Here is a 14,839-nt window from a genome sequence, read left to right as displayed (position 1 = left end):
CACAGCCTGCCCGAAGCCGCGTGAATGCAGGGCCATCAACCACCGGACCCGCACCCGGAAAACGCACCGGCCACCGTGCGCGTGGCCGGTGCGGGTACATCAGGCGGCGACGATGTTCACGATCTTGCCCGGCACGATGATGATCTTGCGCACGGTCAGGCCTTCCATGAACTTGGCCGCATTCGGCTCGGCCAGGGCGAGCGCTTCAACCTGCTCGCGCGCGGCGTCGGCGGCGACCTCGATGGTGCCGCGCAGCTTGCCGTTGACCTGCACCGCCAGGGTGAGTGCATCGCGCACCAGCGCGCCGCTGTCGGCCTGCGGGAACGGCTGGTCTTCCAGCAGCGTCTCGCCATGGCCCAGCACCTGCCACAGGGCGTGGCTGGCATGCGGGGTGATCGGGTTGAGCAGCAGCACGATGGCCTGCAGCGCTTCCTGACGCACCGCGCGGCCCTGTGCACTGCCGTCCTCGAACTTGGCCAGCGCGTTCATCAGCTCCATCACCGCGGCAATGGCGGTGTTGAAGCTGTGGCGACGGCCGTAGTCGTCGCCGACCTTGCCGATGGTCTCGTGGGTCTTGCGGCGCAGCGCCTTCTGGTTGGCGTCCAGCGCGGCCACGTCCAGCGCCGGGGCGGCGCCATCGGCCGCGTGCTTCTGCACCTGGGCCCACAGGCGGCGCAGGAAGCGGGCCATGCCGTCCACGCCGGCCTCGTTCCACTCCAGCGACTGTTCCGGCGGCGCAGCGAACATCGAGAACAGGCGCACGGTGTCGGCACCGTACTTGTCGACCATCGCCTGCGGGTCAACACCATTGTTCTTCGACTTGGACATCTTCTCGGTGCCACCGACCACCACCGGCTGGCCATCGGCGATCAGGGTGGCGCCGGTGATGCGGCCGCGCTCGTCGCGCTGCACTTCCACATCGGCCGGGTTGATCCAGTCCTTGGAGCCGTCCGGGTTCGGGCGGTAGTAGGTTTCGGCGATCACCATGCCCTGGCACAGCAGGTTGCGTGCCGGTTCGTTGCTGTCCACCATCCGCGCGTCGCGCAGCAGCTTGTGGTAGAAGCGGAAATACATCAGGTGCAGGATCGCGTGCTCGATGCCACCGATGTACTGGTCGACCGGCAGCCAGTAGTTGCCGCGCTTGTCGACCGCATCACGGGCGCCCGGCGAGGTGTAGCGGGCGTAGTACCAGCTCGACTCCATGAAGGTGTCGAAGGTGTCGGTCTCGCGCTCGGCCGCGCCGCCACATTCCGGGCAGGTGGTCTTGCGCCATTCCGGATCGGTCTTGATCGGCGAACCGGTCCCCGAGAACGCCACGTCCTCCGGCAGCACCACCGGCAACTGCTCTTCCGGCACCGGCACCGCACCGCACTTGTCGCAGTAGATCACCGGAATCGGGCAGCCCCAGTAGCGCTGGCGGCTCACGCCCCAGTCGCGCAGGCGATAGTTGACGCGGCGCTGGCCCTGGGCCTTGCGCTCGAAACGTTCGGCCAGGGCTTCGAAGGCGCCCTGGAAATCCAGGCCATCGAACTCGGCCGAGTTGACCAGTTCGGTCTGCCGGCTCTTGTCGCTGTACCAGTCCTGCCAGCGGGCACCGTCCCAGGTGCGCTCGTCGTCGTTGCGCGGGTCCTTCAGGGCGATGACCTGCACGATCGGCAGGCCGTACTTGTTGGCCACTTCGTTGTCGCGCTGGTCATGGCCGGGAACAGCCATCACCGCACCGGTGCCGTAGCCCATCAGCACGAAATTGGCGACCCACACCGGCACCTTCTCGCCGGTGACCGGATGGATGGCACGCAGGCCGGTGTCCATGCCGCGCTTTTCCTGGGTCTCCAGCTCGGCCTCGGACACGCCGCCCTGCTTCATTTCCGACAGCAGCGCAGCCAGTTCCGGGTTGTTCTTCGCCGCGTGCAGCGCCAGCGGATGTTCGGCGGCGATCGACACGAAGGTCACGCCCATCACGGTATCCGGACGGGTGGTGAACACGCGCAGCGGATCCAGCACGCCGCCGTCGGTGTCACGCACGTCGAACTGGATTTCCAGGCCCTCCGAGCGGCCGATCCAGTTGCGCTGCATGGTCTTGACCGAGTCCGGCCAGCCGTCCAGTTCATCCAGGCCGTCCAGCAGTTCCTGGGCGTAATCGGTGATGCGCAGGAACCACTGCGGGATCTCGCGCTTCTCGACCAGCGCGCCGGAACGCCAACCACGGCCGTCGATGACCTGCTCGTTGGCCAGCACGGTCTGGTCGACCGGATCCCAGTTCACCACCGCATTGCGGCGGTAGGCCAGGCCCTTGCGCATCAGGCGGGTGAACATGCGCTGCTCGTGGACGTAGTAGTCCGGGCGGCAGGTGGCGAATTCGCGCGACCAGTCCACCGCATAGCCCATGGCCTTGAACTGGCCACGCATGTGCTCGATGTTCTTGTAGGTCCAGGCCGCCGGTGCGGTCTTGTTCTTGATTGCCGCGTTCTCCGCCGGCAGGCCGAACGCGTCCCAGCCCATCGGCTGCAGCACGTTGTGGCCGGTCATGCGCTTGTAGCGGCTGATCACGTCGCCGATCGTGTAGTTGCGCACGTGGCCCATGTGCAGTGCACCGGACGGGTACGGAAGCATCGACAGGCAGTAGTACTTCGGCTTGTCCGAGGTCTCGTCGACTTCGAAGGCGCGGGTGGCATCCCAGAACTGCTGGGCGGCGGATTCAACCTGCTGCGGGTCGTAGGCGTTGGTTTCAGCGCTGGTCATGGAACACGCGGATGCGGCGGCAAAGCGGTACAGCGTACCGCAGTGCGGCATATGGCTCCAATCCTGCCCCGCAAAGGCCGCCGGCGCGGTCCCGGCCGCCCGCGCAACACGGCCGGACGCGCGGGCCCGGGAGCGCGGGGGGGGGCGGCCCTACCCCACAACGGCAGCCGCACCTACCCCACGTGCCGGCACGGGCCTACGGCGCCCGCCGGCTCCGGCGGCGAAGCTGTAAGCCTGATCCCGCCGCCCCCGGGGTCAGGTAGTCCCAGCAACGTTCAGGGGCCTTTGCCATCCATACACAGGGAAGATCAAGCATGTCGATCCGCACCACCTGCGCCGCCAGCCTGCTCGTACTGCTTGGCGCGACCAGTGTCGCCCACGCCGCAAGCTACTCCTGTGCCTATCAGATCGGGAGTGGCGAACAGGCCGGAACCTCTGATGCCTATGTCATCGAGGCCGAGTCCGGCGTCGACGCCACCAACCAGGCGCTGTCACGGCTCAATGCCGAGTACGGCCCGGTGGCCTTCTCACTGCAGTGCACCGCCCTCTGACCCGGCACGCAGGGACGGCACTGCCGTCCCTGCAGTTCAGCGTCGGGCCGACAGCGGCAGCGCCAGTGCCAGCCACACCGCCCAGCAGGCAAAGGCCAGACGCTGCGCCAGTGGAGCCGACAGCACGCCCTGCAGGGCAAAGGCCGCCAGCGCCGCCAACACGCCGCAGGACACCGCCGCCAGCCCCTGCGCCTGGCGCAGCTGGGAGATACCCAGCAACAGGGTACCGGCGACGAAGCCCAGCACCCAGATCATCCAGGCGCTGGCGTGCAGCTGGCTGGCCGGCCCGTGCAGGTCATCCACATCCAGCGGCAGCAGGCCCATCGCGGCGAATGCGAGCCCGGCCAGCAGCAGCATCTGGCTGCCGACCCGTGGCGCCCAGCCGGCCGTGGCCGGCAGCCGGCGGCGCAGGCGCTCGGCCACCACCGCCGCCAGCAGGCCCGGCAGCACGAAGCCCAGCAGGTTGAAGGCCAGCGCGTGCGGCACGCCGTGTGCGCCCAGCAGGGCCACCGGGTGGCGGGCCTGTGCATAGCCATCCAGGCCGGCGCCGAAGCCCAGCACCGCCAGCACGAACAGCAGCGCGGCCATCAGGCCGGACAGGCGCAACAGCGGGGACAGGAACGACATGCAGACTCCGGGAACAGCGGCGGCGGGAAAGGCGCATTGTCAGGCATTTGCCGCAGTCCGGGTTGAGACCGGCAGCGATCGTCACCATAGAATCGGTCTCCAGATGCCAACCGATGCCTCCCCCATGACCGAGACGACCTACGTATTCGACGCCACCACTGCGACCTTCGAGGCCGAAGTCCTGCAGAAGTCGCTGCAGACGCCGGTGCTGGTCGATTTCTGGGCCACCTGGTGCGGCCCGTGCAAGACCCTGGGCCCGATGCTGGAAAAGCTGGCCGCCGAGTACAACGGCGCCTTCGAGCTGGCCAAGGTCGATGTCGACAAGGAACAGCAGATCGCCGCCGCCTTCCAGATCCGCTCGGTGCCCACCGTGTTCCTGGTCAAGGGCGGCCAGCTGGTGGACGGCTTCCCCGGCGCCATCCCGGAAGGCCAGCTGCGTGAATTCCTGGCCCAGCACGGCATCGTGCCGGCCGATGTCGGCGACACCGCCACCGAGGACGAGGCGCCGCTGGACCCGCAGGCGCAGGTAGACGTGCTGCGCGCCCAGATCGCCGCCGAACCGGACAAGGACGAACTGAAACTCGACCTGGCGCTGGCGCTGCTGCAGATCGGCGGGGTCGACGAAGCCGGCACCCTGATCGACGGCCTGCCGGCCAACCTGGCCACTGACGACCGCGCCGTGCGCGCCCGCGCCCGCCTGGCGTTCGCCGCTGCACTGAAGGATGCGCCGGCCGCCGACGTGCTGGAGGCGCGCATCGCCGCCGACGGCCAGGATCTCAAGGCCCGCCACCTGCGCGGCGTGCAGCTGCTGCTCGGCGGCCATGACGAGGCCGCCCTGGCTCAGTTCCTGGAAATGCTGCGGATCGACCGCGGCTTCGAGGACGGGTTGCCGCGCAAGGCGCTGATCGACGCCTTCAATGTGATCTCCGACGAGGACCTGGTCGGCCAGTACCGACGCCGGATGGCCTCCCTGCTGTTCTGAACGGGAACCCGCTTCGTTCAGAATCCCTGCACTGAGCACGGGCAATAATGCGCGCGATGGCGGCCATGCGGCCGCCACGATCCGTTCGGGGGGATGAGGTCGGGGCCATGAGGTCTTGCAGCTGCACCCCCGCTTTGCCGGGATTGCAAACTGTGACCTTCGTCCGCTCGCTGTCGTTCGCCATGCGCTTCAAGGGCGCCCTGCTGTGCGTCCTGCTTCTGCTGCCGGCCATCGCCGGCGCCCAGGACTGGAATTACCGGGTCCGTCCCGGCGATACCCTGTGGGACCTCGGCGGGCTGTACCTGAAACCCTCTGTGCGCTGGCAGCAGCTGCAGCAGCACAACCGCATCGACAATCCCTACCAGCTGCCACCGGGCCAGCTGCTGCGCTTCCCGATCCGCTGGCTGCGCACCGAGCCGGCGCCGGCGCGGGTGCTGTCGGTACGTGGCACGGTCGAGCTGGCCGGAGCCGATGGCAGCGCGACACGCGCGATCCGCGCCGGCGAGCAGCTGCATATCGGCGACACCGTGGCCACTGAAGGCGACTCCAGCGTCACCCTTGAATTCGCCGATGCCTCGCGCCTGCAGCTGCGTGAATACTCGCGCCTGCGCCTGGACCAGCTCAGCCGCTACGGCCACACCGGCATGGTCGATACCCGCCTGCGCCTGCAACAGGGCCGGGCCAGCAACCGGGTGACTCCGGCACGCGGCCCCGCCTCGCGCTACATCATCGATGCCCCCACCGCGACCAGCAGCGTGCGCGGCACCGTGTTCCGGGTCAGTGCCGGCGACAGTGGCCAGATCGCGGCCACCGAAGTCCTGCAGGGCAAGGTGCAGGTCGGCAATCCCCATGGCCAGCGCATGGTCCAGCCGGGGCAGGCCAGCCGCAGCGGCAGTGCCGATACGGCGCCGGAGGCGGTCTCCGCCCTGCTGCCGGCGCCACAGCTGCGCAGCGATGAACTGCGCTTGGCACCATTGCCGACGCTGCTGGCCTGGGAGCCGGTCAGCGGCGCCGCGCACTACCGTGTCGAAGTGGTGCAGGCGGCGACGCCGGAAATCCTGCTGTTTGCCGCCACCACCCGCGACACCCGGCTGGCGATCGGCGACCTGCCGCCCGGCCAGCTGCGCATCCTGCTGCGCGCAGTGGATGCACAGGGCGTGGAAGGCCTCGACGCCAGCGCCGATTTCGAACTCAGCGATCAGCCCGCGCCGCCGATCACGCTGTCCCCGCTGCACGGGCAGACCGTCAACAGCGACCGCCCCCGCTTCCGCTGGACCCAGGCTCCCGGCGCGCGCAGCAGCGTGCTGCAGATCGCCGCCGAGCCGACCTTCCTGCAGCCGCTGCAGGAGCAGGCCGGCCAGGGCACCGACCTGCGCCTGGCGCAACCGCTGCCGCCGGGCCAGTACTTCTGGCGCGTGGCCTCGCGCGATGGCAATGGCCACCAGGGCCGCTTCGGCCAGGCACTGCCGCTGCAGCTGAGCAACGAACCGGTCGATCCCGCCCTGCAGCCGCCGCACGCCGCACACGGTGAACTGACCCTGCGCTGGCAGGCCGGCAGCGACGGCCAGCGCTACCGGGTGCAGGTCGACCGCCGCGGCGATTTCAAGGCACCGCTGGTGGACGAAACCGTGCTCGAACCGCAGGTCAGCTTCAAGCGCCCGTGGCGCGGCACGCTGCATGTGCGCGTGCAGTACATCGATGATGATGGCCACGCCGGCGAGTTCTCCCCGGCACAGCAGGTCACCCTGCCCTGCCGCCTGTGCTACGGCGCCGGCGGCGGCGCCCTGCTGCTCTGGTTGTTGTTGTGAGGCGCTCGCCGCTGCCCTGGCCGAAACGGATCGTGCTGGCGCTGCTGGCCGGCGTGCTGACCGCGCTGGCCAGCCAGGGCCAATGGCTGTGGCGCCAGGACGAAGCGGCCTACGATGCACTGGTAGGCAGCTGGGACTACCGTCCCGACCCCAGCGTGCTGATCGTGGCCATCGACGAAGGCAGCCTGCAGCGCATCGGCCAGTGGCCCTGGCCGCGCTCGGTGCATGCGCGCCTGCTGGACCGGCTGACCGACGCCGGCGCAGAGCGTGTCGCGCTGGACCTGGTGCTGTCCGAGCCGGACCGTCGCGACAGCCGTCAGGACGATCAGCTGGCAGCGGCAATCCGTCGCAATGGCCGGGTGGTGCTGCCGGTACTGGCGGCGCCGGCGGCCGGCGACCGCATGGCCGAGGAAATGCTGCCGATCCCGCAGATCGCAGCCAGCGCGGCGGCCATCGGCCACACCGATGTTGAAATGGATGGCGACGGCGTCGCCCGCGGCGTGTACCTGCATGCGGGCATCGGCCGGGCGCACTGGCCGGCGCTGGGCCTGGCCCTGGCTGGCCTGCCGGCGGACGCGGTGCGCGGCCTGCCCGACCCCGAACCGTCGCTGGATTCCCCTTACCAGTGGCGACGCGACGACTACGTGCGCGTGCGCTACGCCGGTCCGCCGGAACGGCTGCCGCAGGTGTCCTATGCCGATGTGCTCGACGGCCATGTCGACATGGCGATGCTGCATGGCCGCCGCATCGTGGTCGGCATGACCGCCAGCGGCATCGCCCCGCGCCTGCTGACCCCGACCACCCGCGAATTCTGGATGAGTGGCAGCGAGTACCAGGCCAACATCACCTCGATGCTGTTGCAGCACAAGCAGATTGACGTCATGCCGCCGGCCTGGCAGCACGCCATCAGCGGCGTGCTGGCAGCGCTGTGCGTGATCCTGCTCGGCCTGCGCCTGCCCTGGCTTGTGGCACTGTGCTCGCTGCCGGCCGCCCCCCTGCTGAGCTGGCTGCTGCTGCGTGCCACCGATCTGTGGTGGGCGCCGGCCAGCGCGATGCTCGGCATCGTGCTGGTGCTGCTGGTCTGGGCGATCTGGCGGATCTCGGCCTGGCACCGCCAGGCCAACCGCGATGCCCTGACCGGGCTGGGTAACCGCCTGCGCCTCGAGCAGTCGCTGCAGCAGGAGTGCGATGCTGCGCGACGCAGCGGCAAGCCGCTCAGCCTGGCACTGATCGATGTCGATCACTTCAAGCGCCACAACGATCGTCACGGCCATCAGGTTGGAGACCGCGTGCTGCGCGATGTCGCGCGGCTGATCGGTGCGCATGCCCGGCGCCCACGCGACATGGCCGCACGCTACGGCGGCGATGAGTTCGCTCTGGTGCTGCCGGATACGCCCGCCGCCGGAGCGCGGCAGGTGATCGAGGACCTCATCGATTGCGTGCGTGCGCTGCCGGCCTCGGGCGCAGGCAACGACGACCAGGTCACGCTGACCGTCGGCGTGTTTACCCGCATCCCCGACAGCGAGCTGCAACCCCATCACTTCGTCGAGGGCGCCGACACCGCCCTCTACCAGGCCAAGGCCAATGGCCGCGACGGGTTCGTGATCGACGGCGCATGACCGGCGCCGAAGGCCATCGTCCACGCCGGTCGCCCGTAGCGTCGAGCTTGCTCGATTGCGCAAACCGCATCACCGCTCATTCAAGCGGCCAGCGACACCATCCCGAGATCAGCGCGTTCGCGCAGCGCACGTCGGTAAAGATGGGGCGGCGCCCAGCCGTGACGCTGGTGATGACATGGACATTGCCGATCGCTGAACACCGACCACGAAGCAGGGCTGGACTTGGCATGTATAAAGCATCGCGCGGGCGCCGAGCACTGCCCTTCAGCAACTCCTGAAATATCCCTCCGACTGCGCCGACGACGAAAGCCAAGCCAAACCGCCCCCAGGGTGCAACATACGCATGCGAATGGTTAGACTGGAGCCCTCGCCCCGCGCTTCCGGACCCGCATGAAAGCCAGCACGTTCCGCCTCGGCCTCAACCTCTGGCCGCCGTTCCTGTTCACCGGCATCCATGTCACCCGCATCACGCCGGACTATCGGCAGATCGACGTGGAACTGCGCCTGCGGCCCTGGAACCGCAATTACGTCGGCACGCATTTCGGCGGCAGCCTGTTCGCAATGACCGATCCGTTCTGGATGCTCGGCCTCATGCACACCCTGGGGCGCGACTACTACGTGTGGGACCGCGCTGGCGCCATCGACTTCCTCAAGCCCGGCCGCGGCACCGTGCGCACCTCGTTCCGCATCGACGACGCGCTGCTTGACGAGCTGCGCGCCGAGGCGGCCAGCGGTGAGAAGGTGCTGCGCTGGTTCAGCAACGATGTGGTCGATGAAAGCGGCGAGGTGGTTGCCCAGGTGCGCAAGCAGGTCTACCTCCGCCTGAAACCGCACGCACGCTGATCGCCGCGCAGGCGCTATCCTCTGCTCCCTTGCCATAGAGGCTCCGATGCGCCGTTACGCCTTTGCCGCACTGCTGGTTGCGCTGCCCTGCGCAGCGCACGCTCTGGATCTACCGCCAACGCAGTACCCGGTGCTGCCGGCACAGGCCCCCGATGCGGCCGGCTTCGTGCCCACTGGCTGGACCCTGGAATCAAGCCGCGAGGGCGATCTCGACCAGGACGGCCGCGCGGACCTGGTGCTGGTGCTGCGCCAGCAGGACCCTCGCAATGTCATCGAGCACGATGGCTTCGGTCCCTCGCCCTACGACAGCAACCCGCGCATCCTCGCCATCGCCTGGTCGCGTCCGTCCGGCTACGTGCTTGCGGCGCAGGACCACCAGCTGATTCCACGCCCGGACAACCCGGTGATGAGCGACCCGCTTGAAGACGGTGGCGTCAGCATCCAGCGCGGCACGCTGAAGGTGGCGTTGTTCTCCTTCTCCAGCGCAGGCAGCTGGTCGATGGGCACCACCGCGTTCACCTTCCGCTGGCAGGACGGTGCGTTCGTGCTGATCGGCTACGATCAGGATTCGGTGATGCGCAACTCCGGCCAGGCCACGTCGCTGAGCGTGAATTTCTCCACGCGCAAGGTGAAGCGGATCGAAGGCAGCATCGAGGACGACAAGGAACACGTGCGCTGGGAGCCGCTGCGCGGCCGCCAACGCTGGACGCTGCAGACCGTCGGCGACGGCTGGAGCTTCGATCCCATGGTTGCGGGCCGCTGAGCCCGGCCTCAGTCGGCGGCGACGGTTGAACCCGCGTCCGCCAGCAGCGGAACCGACAACCAGGCGCCCTCCTCAGCGCGATGTGCAGGGGATCGACGGGGCACCTGCAGGCGTCGGCCATCGGCCGACAGCTGCGGCGCCCGGGTCGGCGAGCGCAACTGCGCAGGCAACCGCTGCAAAGCATCCAGCGCATCGCCCGCCTGCTGCCGCAGCCAACGCTGTGCCAGCAGCAGTCGCAGCATCGCAGCGGCGTCCTGTGCGCGCGATGCATAGGCCGGATAGGCCGGCGCGGCGATCTCGGTCAGCACGCAGCCCAGCATGTTCGACAGGCAACCGAAGTCACGCTGTGGCGGTGCGGGCAGCGGCAACGGTCGATCCGCATCCAGCGCGGCCGTCGCCGCCGCACCGCAGGCCCACCCGAGGTTGCCGGCCACGCGCGCCAGGGTGCTGCTGCGATCCAGCACCAGCACGCCGCCGAATTCCCCCGCCGAGGTCTCGATGGCGGCCCGGCTCATCGCATACTCGCCCTGCATCGCCCGGCACAGGCTCTGTTCGTCGGCGCGCATCGGCTGCATCGCCCGCTCGCACTGCGCGGGCAGCGGATAGTCAGCCGGAAGCTCAACCAGCATGTCCGCCAGCAGCTGTGCATTGGCCTGCACCAGGCTGGCGCCGAGGATGCTCTCGACCAGGTAGCTGCCGCCGGGCAGCAGCCTGCGTCCCAGTTGCAGCCCCTGGCAGCTGCCACGCAAGGCCCCGTCGATGTCACCCTGCACATAGGCCAGCGCGTGAGCGCTGGTGGCGTCCACCACCAGGCCATAGGTCGGCAACGGGACGAGGATGCCATCGCCCTTGGGCGGGAACGGCGACGCGAAATGATCCGCCTCGGCCAGCTGGTCCAAGCGCGCGTGCAGCTGCTGGTGCCCGGCATGCGCGTCGATGAAGCGCTGCGGATCGGCACGCACCTGGGCCAGGCAGTTGCCGGCCATCGGCCCGCAGCTGGCGCCCGGCCGCGAGCGGACCTCGCGATGGCGGGGGGTCAGATGCGTAGCGCTGCTGCCAGCCCTCCGTGGATCGGCATTCCAGCGCCGCGCGTCCTCGGCCAGCGCCCGCTCGCGCTGGCCCGCATCCAGTCCGTCAAACGGCAGCGTCCACAACAGTGCGTAACCGTTGTGGCCATGCGCCGGCAACCGCGCCTCCAGCCGCTGCTGCGCCTGCACCCTCGATTCGGGCACCGGCCACAGGCGCGAGGCACACCACACCACGATGACCAGCACCAGCAGGGCGGCCCCGGCCCAGCCCAGTCCGCGCAGGATCTTCAACACAGCGTCCCTTCCATGTGCCATGGCCACCTTCGACATTCCAGCGTAATCGACCGGCGCTGCCCGCTACAATGCGCCCATGTCGCTCGAAGCCCCCGCCCTGGTTCCCCGCCCCTCCTTGCAGCGCCTGTTCCTGACCGGCCTGCTGACCCTGCTGCCGATCTGGCTGACCTGGGTGGTGGTCAAGTTCGTGTTCGTGCTGCTGTCGGGCATTTCCAGCCCACTGGTGGTGCCGCTGTCGGAGCAGATCGCGACCAGCTTCCCGCATTACCTCGGCTGGGTCCGCGCCGAATGGATCCAGGACACCATCGCCCTGCTGGCCACCCTGCTGGTGATCCTGGCGGTGGGCGTGGCCAGCCGCCGCGTGCTCGGCCAGCGCCTGCTGCGCTGGGTCGGCGCGGTCATCAAGCGCATTCCGCTGGCCAGCATCATCTACGACAGCGCCAAGAAGCTGCTGGACATGCTGCAGACCGAACCGGGCAGCACCCAGCGTGTGGTGCTGATCGACTTCCCGCACCGCGACATGAAGTCGGTCGGCCTGGTCACCCGCGTCATCAAGGAACACGGCACCGATCGTGAGCTGGCGGCGGTATACGTGCCGACCACGCCGAACCCGACCTCCGGCTATCTGGAAATCGTGCCGGTGGAGCTGCTGACGCCAACCGACTGGACCGTCGACCAGGCCATGAGCTTCATCATTTCCGGTGGCGCGGTGGCACCGTCCAGCGTGCCGTTCACCCGCGCCGGCGAACGCAGCGAATGACCCCCGCCCCGATCGAGCGCCCGCTGCAGGATCGCGCGGTCCTGCTGTTCATCGTGCTGGCCGCGTTCTTCTGCGGCAACGCGGTGCTGGCCGAGCTGATCGGGGTGAAGATCTTCGCCCTGGAAGACACCCTGGGCATCGACCCGCTGAACTGGAACCTGTTCGGCCAGACCGGCTCGCTCAGCTTCACCGCCGGTACCCTGCTGTGGCCGGTGGTGTTCATCATGACCGACACCATCAACGAGTTCTTCGGCAAGCGCGGTGTGCGCTTCATCTCGTGGCTGGCGGTAGTGCTGATCGCCTATGGCTTCCTGTTTGCCTTCGCGGCGATCTCACTGGCGCCGGCCAGCTGGTGGGTCACCTCGATGGACCACCATGGCGTGCCGGATTACCAGGCCGCGTTCGCGGCGGTGTTCGGCCAGGGCATGTGGACCATCGGCGGTTCACTGGTGGCCTTCCTGCTCGGCCAGCTGATCGACGTGGCGGTGTTCCATCGCATCCGCCAGGCCACCGGCGAACGCCATGTGTGGCTGCGCGCCACCGGTTCGACGGCAGTCTCGCAGGTGGTGGACAGCTTCGTGGTGATCTGGATCGCCTTCGTGCTGGGCCCGCAGCATTGGCCGACGTCGTTGTTCCTGGCGGTCAGCAGCGTCAACTACCTCTACAAGATGGGCTTTGCGATCGCCCTCATTCCCTTGCTGTACCTGATGCGGCGCGCGATCACACGCTATCTGGGGGCCGAGCGCGCCGCCGCGCTGCGTGCCGCTGCGTCGGCTGACTGAAGGCCCAGCAGCGGTAACCTGACTGCGCCTTCACGCTGGCCGTACGCGGTCGGATCGTGCAAGCTCCACGGTCTGTGTTCCACGGAAGCTCCTGATGCCGCATCCCACCCGCGCCCTGGCCGCCGCCATCGCCGCGTTGTTCCTGTTCAGTGCCGTGCCGTCGGCCGAAGCAGCGAAGAAGAAGGCCAGCCGCCCTGCCGCCGCGCAGACCCGCCAGGCGGCCAAGCCCAAAGCCAAGCCCGCCCGCGCCACCGCGCCCGCCCGTGGCAGCAGCGCGCGCCGCGCCGCCGCACGTCCGGTCGCCCCGGCCCGCGCCGTACCCAAGCAGGTGCAGCTGGAACGCCTGTATGACGAGTACTGGGATGCCTCGATGCGGTTGAACCCGCTGCAGGCCACGTTCCAGGGCGAAGCGCGCTACAACGATCAGCTGCCCAACATCCTGTCGGCCGCCTGGCGCCAGCAGTCCCATGACTTCACCACCCAATGGCTGGGCAAGGTCGAGAAGGTCGGCAGTGACGGGCTGCAGGGCCAGGATCTGCTCAGCTACGAGATCTTCGTGCGCGATGCACGCGCCTCGCTGGCAGCCGAGCGCTACCCGAGCTGGATGATGCCGATCAGCCAGTACTACAACATCGGCAGCATCATGGCGATCCTCGGTGCCGGTGCCGGCGCGCAGCCGTTCAACACGGTGCAGGACTACGACACCTGGTCGCGCCGTTCGCTGGGTATTCCCGAGCTGTTCGACCAGGCCATCGACAACATGCGCCAGGGCATGAAGGCCGGCGTCGTGCAGCCGCGCGACCTGATGGAAAAGGTTCTGCCGCAGCTGGATGCGGTGATCAAGCCGACCGCCGAAGAGAGCATCTTCTGGTCGCCGATCCGCACCATGCCCACGACCATCGCGGCCGAAGACAAGGCGCGCATCAGCGCCGAATACAAGCGCATGATCGAACTGCGCATCATGCCGGCCTACCGGGCCCTCCGCGGTTTCATCGCCACCGAATACCTGCCGGCCACGCGCGCCAGCAGCGGCCTGGGCGCACTGCCCGATGGCCAGGCCTGGTATACCAACCTGATCGTGCAGACCACTGCCAGCGATCAGACCGCCGCACAGCTGCACGCACTGGGCGAGCAGCGCGTGCAGGAACTGCAGGCGCAGATCGCTGCGGTGATGAAGGATGCCAAGCTGCGTGGCACGCCGGCCAAGCTGCTGCGCAGCATGCGCAACGACCGCCAGTTCCAGTACAGCGATGCCAACGCACTGCTCAACCGTTACCGCCAGGTGCAGCAACAGGTCAACGCGCGCCTGCCGCAGGTGCTCGATACGCTGCCCAGGTCCGCACTGGAGGTGCGTGCGGTGGAACCGGAGCGTGCATTGACCGCCGCCGCTGCCGCCTACCAGCCGTCGCCGGCGGGGCAGCCGGGCGTGCTCTACATCAACACCCGCGACCTGCCCAGCCGCAAGCGCTGGAATGTGCCGGTGCAATACCTGCATGAAGCGATCCCCGGCCACCATGTACAGCTGGGCCTGCAGCAGGAACTGGCCAAGCTGCCACGCTTCCGCCGCCTGGGCGGCGATCTTGCGTTCGTCGAAGGCTGGGGTCTGTACGCCGAAACGCTGGGCGAGGACCTGGGCGTCTACACCGATCCCTATGACCGCATCGGTTACCTGTACTCGCGCCTGCTGCGCGCCGCGCGCGTGGTGGCCGACACCGGCGTCAACGCCCAGGGCTGGAGCAAGCAGCAGGCGGTGGCCTACCTGCAGAAGACCGTGGACATGAGCAGCGATGATGCCAACGCCGAAGTCGAGCGGATCATGGCCCAGCCCGGCCAGGCGCTGTCCAACGTGGCCGGCCTGACCACCATCGTCGCCCTGCGCGACAAGGCCAAGGCCCGCCAGGGTGCCGCCTTCGATCTGCGCCGCTTCCACGCCGAACTGCTGAAGGACGGCTCGATGCCGCTGGATGTGCTGGACCGCAAGATGGAACGCTGGATGGCCGAGCCGGCCAGCGCCGCGACCGCCCCATCCCCCTGACCCTG

Annotated in this window: 12 protein-coding genes; 9 read left to right on the top strand and 3 right to left on the bottom strand. The window is 68.6% G+C overall.

What is annotated here, in order from left to right:
* Positions 1-99 precede the first annotated feature (99 nt).
* On the bottom strand, positions 100-2,742 hold the full coding sequence (gene leuS, locus LZ605_RS21605) for a leucine--tRNA ligase (RefSeq protein ID WP_249843281.1): 2,643 nt from the start codon (positions 2,740-2,742) through the stop codon (positions 100-102).
* Between the two features lie 314 nt (positions 2,743-3,056).
* Between leuS and LZ605_RS21600 the strand changes: the two genes are divergently transcribed.
* Complete coding sequence (locus tag LZ605_RS21600; protein WP_249843280.1) at positions 3,057-3,293, top strand: hypothetical protein; 237 nt, start codon at positions 3,057-3,059, stop codon at positions 3,291-3,293.
* A 36-nt stretch (positions 3,294-3,329) separates the two neighbouring features.
* Here LZ605_RS21600 and LZ605_RS21595 read toward each other — a convergent pair whose 3' ends face one another.
* Positions 3,330-3,920: a DUF998 domain-containing protein gene (locus LZ605_RS21595; RefSeq protein ID WP_249843279.1), complete on the bottom strand. Its 591-nt coding sequence runs from the start codon at positions 3,918-3,920 to the stop codon at positions 3,330-3,332.
* Between the two features lie 124 nt (positions 3,921-4,044).
* On the opposite strand from LZ605_RS21595, the gene trxA reads away from it, so the two are divergent.
* From trxA to LZ605_RS21570, 5 genes are all read left to right on the top strand, one after another.
* Positions 4,045-4,902, top strand: coding sequence for a thioredoxin (gene trxA / locus LZ605_RS21590; RefSeq protein WP_249843278.1), 858 nt, complete (start codon positions 4,045-4,047; stop codon positions 4,900-4,902).
* Between the two features lie 107 nt (positions 4,903-5,009).
* Positions 5,010-6,710: a FecR family protein gene (locus LZ605_RS21585; protein ID WP_306803781.1), complete on the top strand. Its 1,701-nt coding sequence runs from the start codon at positions 5,010-5,012 to the stop codon at positions 6,708-6,710.
* Positions 6,707-8,329 (top strand): CHASE2 domain-containing protein, encoded by a 1,623-nt coding sequence (locus LZ605_RS21580; protein ID WP_249843276.1) that lies wholly within the window; start codon positions 6,707-6,709, stop codon positions 8,327-8,329. The genes LZ605_RS21585 and LZ605_RS21580 overlap by 4 nt, the downstream gene beginning before the upstream one ends.
* Before the next feature lie 390 nt (positions 8,330-8,719).
* Positions 8,720-9,172, top strand: a complete 453-nt coding sequence (locus LZ605_RS21575; protein ID WP_249843275.1) for a DUF4442 domain-containing protein — start codon at positions 8,720-8,722, stop codon at positions 9,170-9,172.
* Between the two features lie 46 nt (positions 9,173-9,218).
* On the top strand, positions 9,219-9,935 hold the full coding sequence (locus LZ605_RS21570) for a hypothetical protein (protein ID WP_249843274.1): 717 nt from the start codon (positions 9,219-9,221) through the stop codon (positions 9,933-9,935).
* 8 nt (positions 9,936-9,943) lie between these two features.
* Here the strand turns inward: LZ605_RS21570 and LZ605_RS21565 are convergent, their stop codons facing one another.
* Positions 9,944-11,257, bottom strand: a complete 1,314-nt coding sequence (locus tag LZ605_RS21565) for a hypothetical protein (protein ID WP_249843273.1) — start codon at positions 11,255-11,257, stop codon at positions 9,944-9,946.
* A 76-nt stretch (positions 11,258-11,333) separates the two neighbouring features.
* Between LZ605_RS21565 and LZ605_RS21560 the strand changes: the two genes are divergently transcribed.
* From LZ605_RS21560 to LZ605_RS21550, 3 genes are all read left to right on the top strand, one after another.
* Positions 11,334-12,017 carry a DUF502 domain-containing protein gene (locus LZ605_RS21560; RefSeq protein WP_111204456.1) on the top strand — a complete coding sequence of 228 codons (684 nt, stop codon included), beginning with the start codon at positions 11,334-11,336 and terminating at the stop codon, positions 12,015-12,017.
* Positions 12,014-12,799, top strand: coding sequence for a queuosine precursor transporter (locus LZ605_RS21555; protein WP_249843272.1), 786 nt, complete (start codon positions 12,014-12,016; stop codon positions 12,797-12,799). The genes LZ605_RS21560 and LZ605_RS21555 overlap by 4 nt, the downstream gene beginning before the upstream one ends.
* Positions 12,800-12,893: 94 nt before the next feature.
* The gene (locus LZ605_RS21550; protein ID WP_249843271.1) at positions 12,894-14,834 is read left to right on the top strand and encodes a DUF885 domain-containing protein; all 1,941 of its coding nucleotides are present in this window, start codon (positions 12,894-12,896) and stop codon (positions 14,832-14,834) included.
* The last annotated feature ends 5 nt before the right edge of the window (positions 14,835-14,839 follow it).

Source organism: Stenotrophomonas maltophilia, assembly GCF_023518235.1.
Taxonomy (GTDB): Bacteria; Pseudomonadota; Gammaproteobacteria; order Xanthomonadales; family Xanthomonadaceae; genus Stenotrophomonas.
The sequence above is the reverse complement of the archived record's forward strand: the minus strand, read 5'-3'. Positions and strand labels throughout refer to the sequence as shown.